Here is a 16,330-nt window from a genome sequence, read left to right as displayed (position 1 = left end):
CATTGAGGGCCGAGCGCCGGGCCGCCCCAAGCCGGCCCGTGGCATCCGCAGGATGCCGGTCCCCTCGGGGGACCGGCCAGCGTACCCGCTGGACGAGGGGCTCACATGATCTTGTTGGCGCCGATGGAGGGTTTGCTCGATCACATGCTAAGAGATGTGCTGACCCGCGTCGGCGGCATCGACCGCTGCGTGTCCGAGTTCATCCGTATCACCGACATGCTGATGCCTAACCGTGTTTTCACCCGCATCGTGCCCGAGCTGCTGAACGGCGGGCGTACGGCGGCGGGCGTGCCGGTGCGGGCCCAGCTGCTCGGCAGCGACCCGGTCTGCATGGCCGAGAACGCGGCCAAGCTGGCGGCCCTGGGTCCGGCCGGCATCGACCTCAATTTCGGCTGCCCGGCCAAGTGCGTGAACCGCCACCGCGGCGGCGCGGTGCTGCTGGACGAGCCGGAGCTGATCCACGAGATCGTCTCGGCCGTGCGCCGGGCCATGCCGGCCGACATGCCGCTCTCGGCCAAGATGCGTCTGGGCTATATGGACAGCCACCGCACGCTCGATTGCGCCCTGGCCATGCAGGACGGCGGCGCCGAGGAGCTGGTCATCCATGCCCGCACCAAGGCCGATGGCTACAAGCCGCCGGCCTACTGGGACCGCATCGCGGCGGTGCGCGAGGCGTTGCAGGTGCGGGTGGTGGCCAATGGCGAGATCTGGACGCCGGCCGACGCCGAGAACTGCCGCGCGCAAAGCGGCTGCAGCGATTTGATGGTGGGCCGCGGCATGGTCGCCAACCCGGGCTTGGCCCTGGCCCTGCAGTCCCCGGATGGGCCGCCGCTGAGCTGGGCCGCGCTGCTGCCGCTGATGCGCGGCTTCTTTGATCTGGTGCGCAGCAACGTCGCCCATCGCCACCAGGCTGGCCGCCTGAAACAATGGCTGCATTACCTGCGCCGGCATTACCCCGAGGCGGAAGAGGCCTATCTGCGCCTGCGCACGGTCAATTCGCCCGAGGATCTGGACCTGCAGATGTTCGGCCCGGACGATCGCGGGCCGCGGCCACTCCGTCCGCGTCTGATCGATGAAGAAGTAGAAAGTTGCACCGCATGAAGTCCAGCAAATCCCTGTCCGGCCTGGGCGCCTTGTCCGGCTTGGTTTATTCCACCGACAGCGGCCGCACCTGCCCTGAATGCCGCCAGGCCAAAGCCGATTGCCGCTGCGGCCGGCCTCAGCTGCCCAAGGGCGACGGCATCGTGCGCGTCTCGCGCGAGACCAAGGGCCGGGCCGGCAAGGGCGTCACTCTGGTCAAGGGTGTGCCGCTGGACGAAGCCGGCCTGATCGCCCTGGGCAAGGAGCTCAAGGCTGCCTGCGGCTCGGGCGGCACGGTCAAGGACGGCGTGATCGAAGTGCAGGGCGACCACCGCGAGCGCGTGATCGAGTTGCTCAAGAAAAAAGGCACGTGGACGGTCAAGCAAGCGGGCGGCTGAGGCCGCCGTTGCTGAGCTCTTGGTCGGCGGATTGGTGTTTTCCCGAGGGGTGTGAGCCGCAGCAGGGATAATCCGGCGATGAACGCCCCCACGCCTGACTCCAAACTCTCCTTCGCTCAGCTGCCGCTGAGCGCCGCCATGCAGGCCAATCTGGCCCAGCTGGGCTACACGCAGATGACGCCCATCCAGGCCGCCAGCCTGCCGCTGGCGCTGGAGGGTCAGGACTTGATCGCCCAGGCCCAGACCGGCAGCGGCAAGACGGCCGCCTTCGCTCTGGCCTTGTTGCACCGGCTCGATGCCAGCCGCTTCGATGTCCAGGCGCTGGTGCTGTGTCCGACGCGCGAGCTGGCCGATCAGGTGACGCAGGAGATCCGCCGCCTGGCCCGTGCCGCCGACAACATCAAGATCCTGACCCTGTGCGGCGGCTCGCCGATGAAGCCGCAGATGGAATCGCTGGGCTTCGGCTGCCACATCGCCGTGGGCACGCCGGGCCGGGTGATGGACCATCTCGAACGCGGCAGCTTGAATCTGGGCGCACTCAGCACCTTGGTGCTGGATGAGGCCGACCGCATGCTGGACATGGGCTTCTTCGACGACATCGTCACCGTCGCTCGCCAATGCCCCAAGAAGCGCCAGACCCTGCTGTTCTCGGCCACCTACCCGGAAGGCATCGCCAAGCTGAGCAGCCAGTTCATGCGCGAGCCCAAGGAAGTGAAGCTCAACAGCAGCGCGAGCGCCAGCCAGGCACCGGCGCAGATCGAGCAGATCGCGTTTGAGGTCAGCGAGGGCGATCGCCTGCATGCCGTTTCGCAGCTGCTGCGCCATTTCCGCCCGGCCAGCACCATCGCTTTTTGCAACACCAAACAGCAATGCCGCGATCTGGTCGATGTGCTGAACGGTCAGGGCTTTGTGGCCATGGCCTTGCATGGCGATTTGGAGCAGCGCGAGCGCGACCAGGTGCTGATCCAGTTTGCCAACCGCAGCTGTTCTGTCCTGGTGGCCACCGATGTGGCCGCGCGCGGCCTGGACATCGCGCAGCTGGAATGCGTGATCAATGTCGAGGTCACGCCCGACACCGAGGTCCATGTGCACCGCATCGGCCGCACCGGCCGCGCCGGCGCGCAAGGCCTGGCCCTGAGCCTGGCCAGCCTGGACGAAATGGGGCGCATCGGCCGCATCGAGCAGCTGCTGGGGCGTGAGTTCGTTTGGCAGAAGCTGGACAGCCTGAAAGACGCCGGCGGCGCGCCGCTGCAGCCCGCCATGGACACCTTGCAGATCCTCGGTGGCCGCAAGGAAAAGATCCGCCCAGGCGACATCCTCGGCGCCCTGACCGGCGAAGCAGGTTTCAAGTTCGAGCAGGTCGGCAAGATCAACATCACCGAGTTCCACAGCTATGTGGCGGTGGAGCGCAGCATCGCCCGAGAGGCCGCGCGCCGCCTCAGCGAGGGCAAGCTCAAAGGCCGCAAGGTCAAGGTGCGCCGCATGGCGGACCTGAGCAGCTTGGACTGAGGCTCAGCGGCTGCGGCGGCTCTGGCTTCCCCGTGCGGCCTGCGCTCATCAGACCGGCTCGCAAGGGCTTGTCTCGATAGGCGAGCGAGGTGGGGGGCTCTAGCATGCCGCATGCAATTTCACGCCACTTCTTTGTCCTTGCCGCCTTCCCTGTGGCGGGTCGCCTTGCTGGCGGCTTTGGCCCTCAGCGCTGTTCCCAGCGTCGCCGCCACCAAGCCCATTCCGGCGGCCATCAGCTTGGAGCGCATACACAGCGAGCCGCCTCTGGCCGGCCGCCTGCCACGTGCGCCTGAGCTGTCGCCAGGCGGTGGCTGGGTCAGTTATCTGCGCGGCTCGGCGCAGGACAGCGAGATCAACGAGCTCTGGGGTCAGGCCTTGCCTGGCGGCCAAGCTCAACGGCTGGTGTCAGTCAGCGACCTGATCGGCGCGCAAAGCGTGCGCCTGACCGAGGCTGAAAAAATGGCGCTGGAGCGCCGGCGCGTGCAAGGCCGTGGCATCACCGGCTATCAGTGGTGCGGCAAGGATGACCGCCGCTTGATCCTGCCGCTGTCGGGCGATCTCTACCTGGTCGAACTGACGGAGCTGGGGCCTCGCAGCCAGCGCCTGACCTTTGATGAAACCGAGCCTGAGCGTGACCCGGTCTGCGATGCCTCGGGCCGCCAGATCGCCTACGTCAAGGGCGGCGACCTGTGGGTGCAAAGCCTGGACGGCGCAGCGCCCGGCTCAGCCCGGCGCTTGAGCCAGGGTGGCAGCGAGACACGCAGCACCGGCTTGGCCGAGTTCATCTCGGCCGAGGAGTTCGGCCGTCAGCGTGGCTTTTGGTGGTCGCCCGATGGCCATCGCATCCTGGCGCTGGAGGTGGACGAGTCCGAGGTGCCGCTCAAGACCCGATCGCAGATTTTTGCCGACCGCATGGCCATGACGAGCCAGCGCTACCCCGGCGCCGGCGAGCGCAATGCCACGGTGCGTGCGCTGGTCTTTGACGTCACGGCACAGGCGCCGGCCCAGGCTTTGAGTCTGCCACCGGAGGCCGAGTACATCCCACGTGCCGGCTGGTTTGCCGATGGCACGCCTTGGCTGCAGTGGTTCACGCGCGACCAGAAGCAGCTGAGCTTGGTGGAATTCAGCGGCCCGCAGGCGCAGGCGCGCAGCGTGCTGGTCGAGCGCGATCCGGCCTGGGTCGAGGTGCAAGAAGATTTGCGCGAACTGCCGACGCAGCTGCGTTCGGGCAAGCCGGCCTTGCTGTGGACCAGCGAAGCCAGCGGCCGCGCCCAGTTCTGGCTGGTCGACCGTGTCAGCGGCGATCGCCAGCAACTGAGCCAGCAAGCCGAGCCGGTGGCCCGCCTGATCTGCCAGCGTGATCAGGGCCTGGTCTTCTCGGGCGCCACCGAACGCGGCCGTGGGCGCGAGATTTTTGAGCTGAACTGGCAGGGCCAGGCACGCGTGTTACAGCCCGGCGAGGCTCGCCGCTGGCGCGATGCCCGTGCCGACCAGGGCTGCCGCCATTTGCTGCTGACCGAGTCCCGCTGGGGCCAGCCGCCACGCACCGAGGTGTTGGCTTTGGACGGTCAGCAGCCGGGCCTGCCCCTCAAAGGTGATGCACCGGACCCGCTGCTGGCCGCGATCACGCCCGCTGTGCAGGTTCTCGACATTTTGGCGGCCGATGGCAAGACGCCGCTCAATGCCTTCTACCTGCCGCCGCTCAAGTCTGGGATCAAGCCGGGTCAGCGCCATCCGGTCATCGTCAAGGCCTATGGTGGGCCCGGCACGGCCACGGTGGGCTGGCGCTGGAGTGGTGACACGGCCTTGCTCGCCTATCTGCAGCGTCAGGGCTTTGGCGTGCTGATGCTGGACACGCGCGGCATGGCCTACCGGGACCGCGCATTCACCCGCGCCCATGCCGAAGGCTTCGGCAAGGCCGAACTGGCCGATCTGTTCGCGGCCGCACGTCAGCTGAGCAAGCTCGTGCCAGCGGTGGACCCGGCCCGCATCGGCTTCACCGGCTGGTCTTACGGAGGCTACCTCGCCGCGCGTGCCATGCTGGACGCCGACACGCCGTTTGCAGCCGCCATTGCCGGCGCGCCGCCGACCGACTGGATGCTTTACGACACCGCTTACACCGAGCGCTATCTGGGTCTGCCTGAGGGTGGCCGTGCCAAACCCTACGCCGAAGCCAATCTGATCAGCCGAGCCAGCCTTTTGCAAAAGCCCTTGATGCTGATCCATGGCACGGCCGACGACAACGTGCTATTCGAGAACAGCCTGCGCCTGATCGACGCCCTGCAAAACGAAGGCAAGCTGTTCGAGACCGTGATCTATCCCGGCCGAGCTCACGGCATCAGCGGCAAGAAAGCACGTCTGCACCTGGATCGCTCGCAGACGGACTTCTTCATCCGGCATCTGAAGCCTTGAGCTTGAGGTCCGTGGCGGCTGGTCTTGCGGGACTGGACAAAAAGAAAAGTGTGATGAATTCGTGTCAGCGCACTTCCTAGTCCACCGCGGGCCCTGCGCCGACGTTGAAACGAGACGTTTGCACATGTTGAACCCCTCATCCGGGGCCTAGTCTTACATCAAGGACCCAAGGAACATGAAGACGTCGTTGGAGAACACCTCATGGACACATTTTTGATGGACCACAGGGAAGCAAACAAAGCCGCCATGTTGCAGCCGAACACCGAAACGATTCGCCCACCGGCCGGGCCGGGCGCCTATGAGCTGCGCTTTCAGTCGCTGTTCCACACCGGCAAAGCCTTGTCTTTCCCCTGCAATGCGCGCGGTGATGTGCAACTCGATTCGCTGAGCGCCAAGGCCCTGGAGAACTACCTGTTCGCCCGCGCCGTGGTAGGCCATGAGTACGCCACGCCGGTGATTCAGCCACGCGAGTAGAAGGGCTCCAGCAGCCCAAAGCGGCTGCACTTTGCTCCCTCGATCAAGAATTTCCTGAACAGAATAAGAGCCGCATCACCTCGGGTGATGCGGCTCTTTTGTCTTAACTCGCTTCGCGACGACCCGGCTCAGGTGAGCCGGTGGCTGGCGTCTGTCGGCATAGAGCAGCCGTTGGAGGTTGGGCTTGTGCCAAGGGGCATCGGGCGAGTGCTTCCGCTCATGTCCTCCGGCCCGCGCTTCGCGCGGACCTCCTCCTTGACTTCGCTTCAGCACTCACCCAACACCCCTTGTCAGGGCCACCGATTGGCGCCCTCGTCGATGGGGCAGGGCCTTGCTGGATCGGGACGGCTGGGTGCTCTGCGAAGTGAAGTCAAGGAGGAGCCCCCGGCCGCAGGCTGGGGGCGGGGGACATGAACGGAGCAGAGCACCCAGTCGGCCCGATCGTCACCCAAGCCAAGGTCCGCAAGCCGCCGCTTCAAGCCCTGTTTACTTTGCGCCCCAGTTGTCCCGCAAGCCCGTGATCTTGTTGAAGACAGGCTTGTCGCTGCGGTGGTCGATGCGGTCGGCTACGAAGTAGCCGTGGCGTTCGAACTGGACCTTCACATCGGCGGCAGCCGTAGCCAGTGAGGGTTCGAGGTAGCCGGTCACCACCTTGAGGCTGCCCGGATTGATGGCTTCGAGGAAATCGCGGCCGCCGGCATCGGGTTGGGCTTCGGTGAACAGGCGGTCGTAGAGGCGCAGTTCGGCGGCGATGGCTTCGTGCGCGCCCACCCAGGTGATCACGCCCTTGACCTTGACGGCGTCGGCGCCCGGCGTGCCGCTCTTGGTGTCGGGCACGATGGCGGCCAGCACGGCGGTGATTTCACCGGCTTCGTTCTTTTCACAACCGGTGCATTCGATGATGTAGCCGGCCTTGAGGCGTGCCTTGTTGCCGGGGTACAGGCGGTGGTAGCCCTTGCTCGGAACTTCCATGAAGTCTTCGCGCTCGATCCACAGGGCCGGGCCGAGGCTGAAACTGCGCTGGCCCAGCTCGGGCAGCTGCGGGTGGGCGGGGGCGCTGCAGGGTTCGCGGTGTTCCAGGCTGCCGAAGATGTCCGCGTAATTCGTCAGTTTGAGCTGCACCGGGTCGAGCACGGCCATGGCGCGCGCGGCCTTGCCTTCCAGATCGGCGCGCAGGCAGCCGTCCAGCACGCTGTAGTCCAGCCAAGCATTGCTCTTGGTCACGCCGGTGGCTTCCACCATGGCGCGCACGCTATCAGGCGTGTAGCCGCGGCGGCGCATGCCGACCAGGGTGGGCATGCGTGGGTCGTCCCAGCCGGTCACATGGCCATCGTCGACCAACTGGCGCAGCTTGCGCTTGGAGGTGACCACATAGCTGAGGTTCAGGCGACCGAACTCGTACTGATGCGGCAGCGGGCGCTCGAGCAGGCCGCCGTCGGCCAGATGGCCGAGCAGCCAGTCGTAGAAGGGGCGCTGGTCTTCGAATTCCAGGGTGCAGATCGAGTGGCTGATGCGCTCGAGCGCGTCTTCGATCGGGTGGGCGAAGGTGTACATCGGGTAGATGCACCATTGGTCGCCGGTGTTGTGGTGGGTGGCGCGGCGGATGCGGTAGAGCGCCGGGTCACGCAGATTGATATTGGGGCTGGCCATGTCGATCTTGGCCCGCAGCACCATGGCGCCGTCCGGGTGCTTGCCCTCGCGCATCTCGCGGAAGCGGTTCAGATGGTGCGCCACGCCCAAATCGCGGAAGGGGCTGTTGACGCCCGGGGTGCTGAAGTCACCGCGGTTGGCGCGCATGTCTTCCGGCGTCTGTTCATCAACATAAGCCAAGCCGTCGCTGATCAGGTGCTCGGCGGCGCGGTACATGAAGTCGAAGTAGTTGCTGGCGTAGAACAGGTGCGAGGTTCCGCCCTGGTTCCAGTCCCAGCCCAGCCAGGACACCATCTCCTTGATGGCGTCCACATACTCCTGCTCTTCCTTCTCCGGGTTGGTGTCGTCAAAGCGCAGATGGCAGATGCCGCCGTAGTCTCGCGCCAGGCCGAAATTCAAGCAGATGGCCTTGGCGTGGCCGATGTGCAGATAGCCATTGGGCTCGGGCGGAAAGCGGGTGCGGATCTTGGCCGGGTCCAGGGGGCCCGCTGCATGGTGGGCGGCGTCGCCCGGGCTGCCGGCAAAGTGACGCTGGGGCTGGCCTTCTTGCTGGGCTAGGTCGCGCTCGATGATGGTGCGCAGGAAATTGTTGCCGGGCTTGGCGGCCTCGTTTTTGGCCTCGTCTTTGGCAGCGTCGTGGGTGTGGGACATGGGGTTTCAGCCGGCCGTGCAGGGCGGGATTGGAATGCGGTGAAGGCGAAATGCCTTGTTCAAAATGGACTTGGCCGCGATTTTATCGGCCCGGGCTCACATGCCCTTGAAAAGTGGTGCGTACATGCGGCTGACGTTGAGTGTGTCGGGGCTGCCGTGCAGGTGCAGGGTGAGGCGGCCGCTCTCGTCGCGCACCGCGCGGTCGATGGCATCGGCCCGCACGACCACGCTGCGGTGCACCTGCCAGAAGCGCTGGCTGTCCAACTGGGGCAGCAGCTCGCGCAGGGAAATGCGCACCAGATGCTCCTTGTTGCGCGTCAGCACCCGCACGTATTTGTCGGCCGCCTCGAAGTAGAGCACCTCGTCCACCGGCACCATCTGTATGGTCTGGCCGATGCTGACTTGCAGCAGGCGCAGTGGCTCGGGGCGTCTGATGCTGCTTGCCAGGCCACCTGCGCTCAAGAGTTGACGCAGCTGATCCACGGTGTTTTGCAACAAGGCTGGCGCCGGCTGCTCGGTCTGGCGGGCCAGCAAGGCCTTGCGCAGTCGCTCGCAGGTTTGCGCCAAGCGTTCGGCCTGGACCGGTTTGAGGACATAGTCCACAGCCGCATGCTCAAAAGCCTGCAAAGCGTACTGGTCGTAGGCGGTGACGAAGACCAGCAGCGGGAAGGGCGGGCCTTCGCTGGGCCAGTCCTCGGCCAGGGCCGCTGCAGCTTCCAAGCCGCTGAGGCCCGGCATGCGGATGTCCAGAAAGCAGATGTCGGGCCGCTGGCGCAAAGCCTGGTCGACCGCCTCTTGCCCGTGGCCGGCCATGGCCACGACCTCGAGCGCCGGCCAGATCCGACTCAGCTCTTGCCGCAGGCTCTCGGCCAGCAGGATTTCGTCTTCGGCAATCAGGGCGGTGCAGGCGGGCAGGTTCATGGGGCAGGGTGGGGGTCAGGTTTTGCCACGGGCATCAGGGGCATGTGGATCCGGGCCTGGGTGCCATGGCCTGGGGCTTCCAATGCCTGCAGAACCAGACCGGCGGCAGGGCCGAACTGCGTGGACAGGCGGGCGCGCACCTGGTGCAGGCCGAAATGTGTGCCCTCGGCCTCAGGGCTGGGCTTGGCCGCAGACAAGCCGACGCCATGGTCCAGAACTTCCAGAATCAATTGATCGCCCGCGCGCCGGGCGCTTATTTTCAACAGGCCGCCGGCAATGGCCGGTTCCAGCCCATGCTTGATTGCGTTCTCCACCAGGGGCTGCAGCAGCAGGGGCGGCACTGGCAGCTCGGCGAGCTCGGCCGGAAGATCCAGCTGGGGTTGCAGGCGGCTGCCCATGCGCACCTGCATCAGGGCCAGGTAGTCGCGCAGGCGAGCGAACTCTTCGCGCAGTGGGTGGCTGCCGCTGCGAGAAGCGTTCAAGGTGGCGCGCAGAAAGGCGATCAGGTGGTCCAGCATGCTTTGCGCCCGGGCCGAATCCATGCCGATCAGCACGCGCAAGTTGGCCAGGGTGTTGAACAGCATGTGCGGTTCCAGCTGCGACTCCAGCAAGCGCAGCTGGTTTTCGGCGGCCAGGCGCTGGGCCGTCTGGGCCTGGGTGAGGGCGGCCTCGACCTGACCCTTGCCGACGAAGTAAATCGTCAGGGCCAGGCCGGGCAAGAGCGAGACTCCCAGCATGCCGGCCGCCGATCGCAAATTTACATGGAACAGGCCCGGCTCATTGCGTCCGGTCAGCACATTGCCAAGCTCGATGCCCAGGGAGTAGCCGAGCAAGGTGCCCAAGAGCAGGCACAGCAACATCAGCGGCCAGCCCGGCCAGCCCTGAGCCTCCAGGCCTTGACGGGTGCGTCGCAGATTGATCAACACGGTGCAGGCCTGTGCCAGCAGCTGGATCATGGCCGAACAGCCCAGGGTGACGCACAGGCAGTACAGCCACTGGTTCTGGGTGCGCTGCCAGTTGCGTCCGAAGGCGTCCGGCGTTTGCAGGGTCAGCAGCAGGCTCATGAAGCCGGTGATACCGGCGATGATCATCACTTGGTGCAGCAGACGCCGAGGCCGGGCGGTCGATGTGGACGTGGTCATGGGCAGCAAAATGTGCAGGGGACGGCAGGAGTGTCAGGGCTGGCGCGCCCACCGGCCAGCGCGCTGCGACCGCCGGCCCGGTAGCGGCGCGAAATGAAACAGGTGGGCGCGAGGCGACGAAGCGCCGAGCTCAGCGGCGCCGGCTGCTGCTTTTTCCCGCGCTGCCGCCCAGCAGGCTGCCCAGCACGCCGCGCACGATCTCGCGGCCGACCGAGGAGCCAATGCTGCGCAGGGCCGACTTCGCCGCCGTCTCGGCCAGGCCTTCGCGTCGGCCGCCGCGTGGGCCAGTGCTGCCGAAGAGCACATCCTTGAGGCCGCCGAGCAGGCCGCCGCCATCCTCGTTTTCTGCGGCGCCGCTGCCGTCCGGGGTCGGGGCTGCAGCGCTTGGTCCGGCCGCCGCGGGCGCTCGGCCGCGCAGCTTCTCGTAGGCCGATTCGCGGTCCACCGCCTGCTCGTAGACGCCGGCCACCAGCGAGCTCTTCAGCAAAGCCTGGCGCTGCTCGGGCGTGATCGGGCCGATCTGGCTGCCCGGGGGCAGGATGAAGACGCGCTCGGTCACGCTGGGCCGGCCTTTCTCGTCCAGCAGACTGACCAGGGCCTCGCCCACGCCCAGCTCGGTGATGGCTGTGGCCACATCGAGACCTGCATTGGCCCGCATGGTCTCGGCCGCGGCCTTGACGGCCTTCTGGTCGCGCGGCGTGAAGGCGCGCAGGGCATGCTGCACCCGGTTGCCGAGCTGGCCCAGCACGGCGTCGGGGATGTCCAGCGGGTTCTGGGTCACGAAATAGACGCCCACGCCCTTGGAGCGCACCAGTCGCACCACCAGCTCGATGCGCTCGACCAGGGCGGCCGGCGCGTCCTTGAACAGCAGGTGGGCTTCGTCAAAGAAGAACACCAGCTTGGGCTTGTCCAGATCGCCCACCTCGGGCAGGGTCTCGAACAACTCGGACAGCATCCAGAGCAGAAAGCTGGCGTAGAGCCGCGGTGCGGTCATCAGCTGGTCGGCCGCCAAAATGTTGATCACACCCAGGCCGCGGTCCTGCTGGATCAGGTCGGCGATATTGAGCATGGGCTCGCCGAAGAACTGGTCGCCGCCCTGGGCTTCGATCTGCAGCAGGCCGCGCTGGATGGCGCCGACGCTGGCGGCCGAGACATTGCCGTACTCGGTGGTGTACTGCGCCGCGTTCTCGCCCACATGCTGGAGCATGGCGCGCAAGTCCTTGAGGTCCAGCAGCAGCAAGCCGGCGTCGTCGGCGATCTTGAACACCATCTGCAGCACGCCTTGCTGGGTCTCGTTCAAGTCCAGCATGCGCGAGAGCAGGAGCGGACCCATGTCTGACACGGTCGCGCGCACCGGGTGGCCCTGCTTGCCGAACACATCCCATAGCGTGGTCGGGCAAGCCAGCGATGCCGGCGCCTCCAGGCCGCGGTCCTTGAGCACCGCCTGCAGCTTGGGCGACAGGCTGCCGGCCTGCGAGATGCCGGTCAAATCGCCCTTCACATCGGCCATGAAGACGGGCACGCCGATGCGGCTGAAGTTCTCGGCCAGGGTCTGCAAGCTGATGGTCTTGCCGGTGCCGGTGGCGCCTGTGATCAGGCCGTGGCGGTTGGCCAGGGCGGGCAGCAAAAAGCACTCAATGGCGTCGCGGCGGGCCAGCAGAATCGGGTCAGGCATGGGGTGTCCGGGTGGCAAAGCTAAAATCGCAGTCTATCCAACTCAAATGAGGGTGCGCCTGAGGCGCATCCAGCAGGAGCAGAGCCATATGGCTGGTCATTCCAAGTGGGCCAATATTCAGCATCGCAAAGGCCGCCAGGACGAGAAGCGCGGCAAGATCTGGACTCGCATCATCCGTGAAATCACGGTGGCAGCGCGCCAGGGCGGCCCGGACATCAAGGACAACCCCCGCCTGCGTCTGGCGGTGGAAAAAGCCAAGGCCGCCAATATGCCGGCCGACCGCATCAAGTACAACATCGACAAGGCCAGCGGCAACCTCGACGGCATCAGCTACGAGGAAATCCGCTACGAGGGCTATGGCATCGGCGGCGCGGCTGTGATGATCGACACCATGACGGACAACAGGGTCCGCACGGTGGCCGAGGTGCGCCATGCCTTCAGCAAGTACGGTGGCAATATGGGCACGGATGGCTCGGTGGCCTTCCAGTTCAAGCACTGCGGCCAGCTGATCTTTGCCCCGGGCAGCTCAGAAGACAAGATCATGGAAGTGGCGCTGGAGGCCGGCGCCGACGATGTGGTGACCGACGAAGACGGCGCCATCGAAGTGCTGACGCCGCCGACTGAGTTCGAAGCGGTGCAAGCGGCCCTGGAGGCCGCCGGCTTCAAGCCCGAGATGGCCGAAGTGACGATGCGGGCTGAGAACACAATCAGCCTGAGCGGCGATGATGCCGCCCGGATGCAGAAACTGCTCGACGTGATCGAGGACCTGGACGATGTGCAGGCGGTCTATCACAACGCCGCCATCGAAGTCTGATCCGGCCCGCCGTGCTGACGTGACACTCGCACGGGCAAGAGCAACCGCAAGTAAAGCGCTGATGCAGCGCATGGAAGTCATCGAATGAAGGTCTTGGTACTGGGCAATGGCGGGCGCGAACATGCGCTGGCATGGAAGCTGGCGCAGGCGGAACGCGTGAGCCAGGTCTTTGTGGCGCCCGGCAACGGCGGCACGGCCCGTGACGCGCGTCTGAAGAATGTGCCCATCACCGACGTGAAGGCGCTGGCCGACTTCGCCGAGGAGCAGAAGATCGCCCTGACCGTGGTCGGCCCCGAGGCCTTCCTGGCCGCCGGCGTGGTGGACGAGTTCCGCGCCCGTGGCCTGCGCATCTTTGGCCCGACCAAGGCGGCCGCGCAGCTGGAATCGTCCAAGGCCTTCGCCAAGGACTTCATGAAGCGCCACGGCATTCCCACGGCGGCTTACGAGACCTTCAGCGATGCGGCGGCGGCCCATGCCTACGTCGAGGCCCAAGGTGCGCCCATCGTCATCAAGGCCGACGGCTTGGCCGCGGGCAAGGGCGTGGTCGTGGCCATGACCTTGGCCGAAGCGCATGAGGCCATCGACTGGATCCTGGCTGACAACAAGCTGGGCGTGGTGCACAACGAAGGCGGCGCGCGCGTCGTCATCGAACAGTTCCTGCACGGCGAGGAAGCCAGCTTCATCGTGCTTTGCGACGGCAAGAACGTCGTCTCCCTGGCCACCAGCCAGGACCACAAGCGCCTGCTGGACGGCGACGAAGGCCCGAACACAGGCGGCATGGGCGCTTACTCGCCCGCCCCGGTCGTGACGCCCAATGTCCACGCCAAGGCCATGCACGAAATCATCATGCCCACCATCCAGGGCATGGCGCGCGACGGCATTCCTTTCACCGGCTTTCTCTACGCCGGCCTGATGATCGACGAGTACGGCCAGCCGCGCACGGTCGAGTTCAACACCCGCATGGGCGATCCGGAAACCCAGCCCATCATGATGCGGCTGAAGAGCGATCTGCTCGATCTGTTGCTGCACGCGACCGATGGCACGCTGGACCAGGTCGAGCTGCAATGGGACCGCCGCGTGGCGCTCGGCGTGGTGGTGGCTGCCCACGGCTATCCGCTCACTCCACGAAAGGGCGATGCCATCAGCGGCCTGCCGGCCGACGCGGAAAACGTCATGGTCTTCCATGCCGGCACCGCCGAGGTCGACGGCAAGCTGCAGAGCTCGGGCGGCCGCGTGCTTTGCGTCACGGCTCTTGGCGAGTCGGTGCGCACGGCGCAGCAGGCCGCCTATGAGGCCCTGGTCCAGATCCAGTTCGATGGCAAGCAGTACCGCCAGGACATCGGTCACCGTGCGGTGAAGCGTTGAGTACAGCGAAGTCCAGCTTGCCCTCCGTGCCGCAGTGGATCAGCGGCCCTATGCCGGTGCAGCCGCGGGGCAGTCGCCTGGCGCGTGGCCTGCTGGCGCTGGCGGGTTGGCGGCTTGATTTCCCGGGCCTGCCGGGGCAGCAGGGCGTGATCCTGGTCTACCCCCATACCTCCAACTGGGACTTCGTCCTCGGCCTGCTGGGCAAGGCGGCGCTGGGCGTGCGCCTGCGCTTCTGGGCCAAGGACAGCCTGTTCCGCGTGCCCGTGTTCGGCCCCTGGATCCGTTCGCTGGGCGGTGTGGCGGTGAACCGCAGCAGCCGCAACGGTCTGGTCGGCGACACGGCCGCACAAATGCAAGCAGCCGCACGTGCGGGCCAGATGTTTTGGCTGGCCGCCGCGCCTGAGGGCACACGTTCGCTGGCCCAGGGCTGGCGTTCGGGCGCCTACCAAGTGGCTTTGCAAGCCGGCGCGCCGGTCGGCCTGGCCACATTCGACTTCGCCACCCGCACCATTGCGCTCAACCGCTTCGTTCGCCTGAGTGGCGATGTCGAGGCCGACCTGGCCTTGATGGCCGAGCATTTCGCCCCCTATCGCGGCAAGCGCCACCATCTGGCCAGTCCGATCCGGATGAACACCAAGACATGAGCACACCACCCAGCTTCGGCACGGCCACCCTCGATACCCAGCGGGTCCGCGACTACCTGCTCGATTTGCAGGACCGCATCATCTCGGCCTTGCAGGCGGTGGATGGCAACCCCTTTGTCAGCGATGGTTGGACGCGCGAGCCCGGCAGCCGCCTGGAAGGGGACGGTTTGTCGCGTCTGATCGAGGGCGGGGCCGTCTTCGAGCGCGGTGGCTGCAATTTCTCGCATGTGCGGGGGCGGGTCTTGCCCCCGTCCGCCACCCAGCATCGGCCCGAGTTGGCCGGTGCGCCGTTCGAGGCCATGGGCGTGTCCCTGGTCATGCACCCGCACAACCCCTTTGTGCCGACCGTGCACATGAATGTGCGCATGTTCGCGGCCTTGCCCGAGGGGCAGGAACCGGTGGTTTGGTTCGGTGGCGGCATGGACCTGACGCCCTACTACGGCTTCGAGCGCGACGCCCAGCATTTCCATCGAACCTGCGAAGCGGCCCTGCAGCCGCATGGCGAGCAGCTCTACCCGCATTTCAAGCAGTGGTGCGACGAGTACTTCTTCCTCAAGCACCGCAACGAGCCGCGCGGCATCGGCGGCATCTTCTTTGATGACCACGCCGAGGGCGGCTTTGAGGCGGCTTTCGCCATGATGCGCTCGGTGGGCGATGCTTTCTTGCCGGCGTATTTGCCCATCGTCGAGCGTCGCCATGCTTATGCCTATGGCGAGCATGAACGCGATTTCCAGGCTTACCGTCGCGGACGTTACGTCGAGTTCAATTTGGTCTTCGACCGTGGCACTTTGTTCGGCCTGCAGTCGGGTGGGCGCACCGAGTCCATCCTGATGTCCATGCCGCCCATCGTCAAATGGCGCTATCAGTGGGCACCGGAAGAGGGCACGCAGGAAGCGCGGCTGTACAGCGATTTCCTGCGCCCGCGCGACTGGGCGCATGAGCCGGCCACCCATCTATGGCTCTAGACCCCGCCCTGTCGGCTTCACCCGGCCCGCGCCGGGCACGGGTCGGCTTGTTCGGGGGCTCGTTCGATCCGGTGCATGTGGCCCATTTGGCCCTGGCGCGTTGTGCGCTGGAGCAATTGGAGCTGGATCAGCTGCTGTGGCTGCCGGCCGGGCGGCCCTGGCAGAAGACGGGGCGCGGCCTGGCCTCGCCCGAGCATCGGCGGGCCATGGTGGCGCTGATGCTGGCGGGTGAGTCGCGTTTTGCCATCGACGACAGCGAGCTGGAGCGCGACGGCGCCAGCTACACCATTGACACCGTGCGGGCCCGTCAGGCCGCACATCCGGACCAGGACTTGTTCCTCGTCATTGGTCAAGACCAGTACGAGCGCCTGCACAGCTGGCGCGAGTGGCGCGAGTTGCTGCAGCGGGTGACGCTGGCGGTGGCGGCACGGGCGGGTCAAGAAGTTCGGGGTTCTGCCGATGTGCAGAAGGAGCCCCATTCCTTGCTGAAACTGGCCCTGCCAGCGATGCAGGTTTCATCAACCCAAGTGCGCGAGCTGGCCTCGCGTGGCGAGGACATCCGCCCCTTGGTGGGCGACGCGGTCGCGGGGTATATTGCCCAGCACCGTCTTTACAGTGAGTAGGTACTGA

14 protein-coding genes are annotated in these 16,330 nt (G+C 66.2%); 10 read left to right on the top strand and 4 right to left on the bottom strand.

Annotated features, from left to right (window positions below):
- The first annotated feature begins 105 nt into the window (after nt 1-105).
- The 5 genes from LNV23_RS12685 to LNV23_RS12665 all read left to right on the top strand — a co-directional run bounded on the left by LNV23_RS12685 (nt 106) and on the right by LNV23_RS12665 (nt 5,873).
- Nucleotides 106-1,101, top strand: a complete 996-nt coding sequence (locus LNV23_RS12685) for a tRNA dihydrouridine synthase (RefSeq protein ID WP_263563300.1) — start codon at nt 106-108, stop codon at nt 1,099-1,101.
- Nucleotides 1,098-1,478 carry a translation initiation factor Sui1 gene (locus LNV23_RS12680; protein ID WP_263516702.1) on the top strand — a complete coding sequence of 127 codons (381 nt, stop codon included), beginning with the start codon at nt 1,098-1,100 and terminating at the stop codon, nt 1,476-1,478. Before LNV23_RS12685 ends, LNV23_RS12680 begins: the two co-directional genes overlap by 4 nt.
- Before the next feature lie 78 nt (nt 1,479-1,556).
- Entirely contained in the window at nt 1,557-2,987 is a 1,431-nt protein-coding gene (gene dbpA / locus LNV23_RS12675) for an ATP-dependent RNA helicase DbpA (RefSeq protein WP_263563299.1), read from the top strand.
- A 111-nt stretch (nt 2,988-3,098) separates the two neighbouring features.
- The gene (locus LNV23_RS12670; protein WP_263563298.1) at nt 3,099-5,399 is read left to right on the top strand and encodes a S9 family peptidase; all 2,301 of its coding nucleotides are present in this window, start codon (nt 3,099-3,101) and stop codon (nt 5,397-5,399) included.
- Between the two features lie 201 nt (nt 5,400-5,600).
- The gene (locus LNV23_RS12665) at nt 5,601-5,873 is read left to right on the top strand and encodes a hypothetical protein (protein ID WP_318013820.1); all 273 of its coding nucleotides are present in this window, start codon (nt 5,601-5,603) and stop codon (nt 5,871-5,873) included.
- 486 nt (nt 5,874-6,359) lie between these two features.
- Here the strand turns inward: LNV23_RS12665 and LNV23_RS12660 are convergent, their stop codons facing one another.
- The 4 genes from LNV23_RS12660 to LNV23_RS12645 form a co-directional block, all read right to left on the bottom strand.
- Nucleotides 6,360-8,174 carry a glutamine--tRNA ligase/YqeY domain fusion protein gene (locus tag LNV23_RS12660; RefSeq protein WP_263563297.1) on the bottom strand — a complete coding sequence of 605 codons (1,815 nt, stop codon included), beginning with the start codon at nt 8,172-8,174 and terminating at the stop codon, nt 6,360-6,362.
- A gap of 96 nt (nt 8,175-8,270) precedes the next feature.
- Complete coding sequence (locus tag LNV23_RS12655; RefSeq protein WP_263563296.1) at nt 8,271-9,095, bottom strand: LytR/AlgR family response regulator transcription factor; 825 nt, start codon at nt 9,093-9,095, stop codon at nt 8,271-8,273.
- The gene (locus tag LNV23_RS12650) at nt 9,092-10,237 is read right to left on the bottom strand and encodes a sensor histidine kinase (protein ID WP_263563295.1); all 1,146 of its coding nucleotides are present in this window, start codon (nt 10,235-10,237) and stop codon (nt 9,092-9,094) included. Before LNV23_RS12650 ends, LNV23_RS12655 begins: the two co-directional genes overlap by 4 nt.
- A 130-nt stretch (nt 10,238-10,367) precedes the next feature.
- Nucleotides 10,368-11,912 (bottom strand): helicase HerA-like domain-containing protein, encoded by a 1,545-nt coding sequence (locus LNV23_RS12645; protein WP_263563294.1) that lies wholly within the window; start codon nt 11,910-11,912, stop codon nt 10,368-10,370.
- 88 nt (nt 11,913-12,000) lie between these two features.
- Between LNV23_RS12645 and LNV23_RS12640 the strand changes: the two genes are divergently transcribed.
- The 5 genes from LNV23_RS12640 to nadD all read left to right on the top strand — a co-directional run bounded on the left by LNV23_RS12640 (nt 12,001) and on the right by nadD (nt 16,323).
- The gene (locus tag LNV23_RS12640) at nt 12,001-12,726 is read left to right on the top strand and encodes a YebC/PmpR family DNA-binding transcriptional regulator (RefSeq protein WP_263563293.1); all 726 of its coding nucleotides are present in this window, start codon (nt 12,001-12,003) and stop codon (nt 12,724-12,726) included.
- An 84-nt stretch (nt 12,727-12,810) separates the two neighbouring features.
- Nucleotides 12,811-14,091, top strand: a complete 1,281-nt coding sequence (gene purD / locus LNV23_RS12635) for a phosphoribosylamine--glycine ligase (protein ID WP_263563292.1) — start codon at nt 12,811-12,813, stop codon at nt 14,089-14,091.
- Nucleotides 14,088-14,735, top strand: coding sequence for a 1-acyl-sn-glycerol-3-phosphate acyltransferase (locus LNV23_RS12630; protein ID WP_263563291.1), 648 nt, complete (start codon nt 14,088-14,090; stop codon nt 14,733-14,735). The genes purD and LNV23_RS12630 overlap by 4 nt, the downstream gene beginning before the upstream one ends.
- Complete coding sequence (gene hemF / locus LNV23_RS12625; protein WP_263563290.1) at nt 14,732-15,700, top strand: oxygen-dependent coproporphyrinogen oxidase; 969 nt, start codon at nt 14,732-14,734, stop codon at nt 15,698-15,700. The genes LNV23_RS12630 and hemF overlap by 4 nt, the downstream gene beginning before the upstream one ends.
- The gene (nadD, locus tag LNV23_RS12620; RefSeq protein WP_263563289.1) at nt 15,691-16,323 is read left to right on the top strand and encodes a nicotinate-nucleotide adenylyltransferase; all 633 of its coding nucleotides are present in this window, start codon (nt 15,691-15,693) and stop codon (nt 16,321-16,323) included. The genes hemF and nadD overlap by 10 nt, the downstream gene beginning before the upstream one ends.
- Nucleotides 16,324-16,330 lie beyond the last annotated feature (7 nt).

The organism is Kinneretia sp. DJ1R-11, from assembly GCF_025717595.1.
In the GTDB taxonomy this organism is placed as follows: domain Bacteria; phylum Pseudomonadota; class Gammaproteobacteria; order Burkholderiales; family Burkholderiaceae_C; genus Paucibacter_A.
Note: the sequence above shows the minus strand (reverse complement) of the source record. Positions and strands in the feature narration are given on the sequence as shown.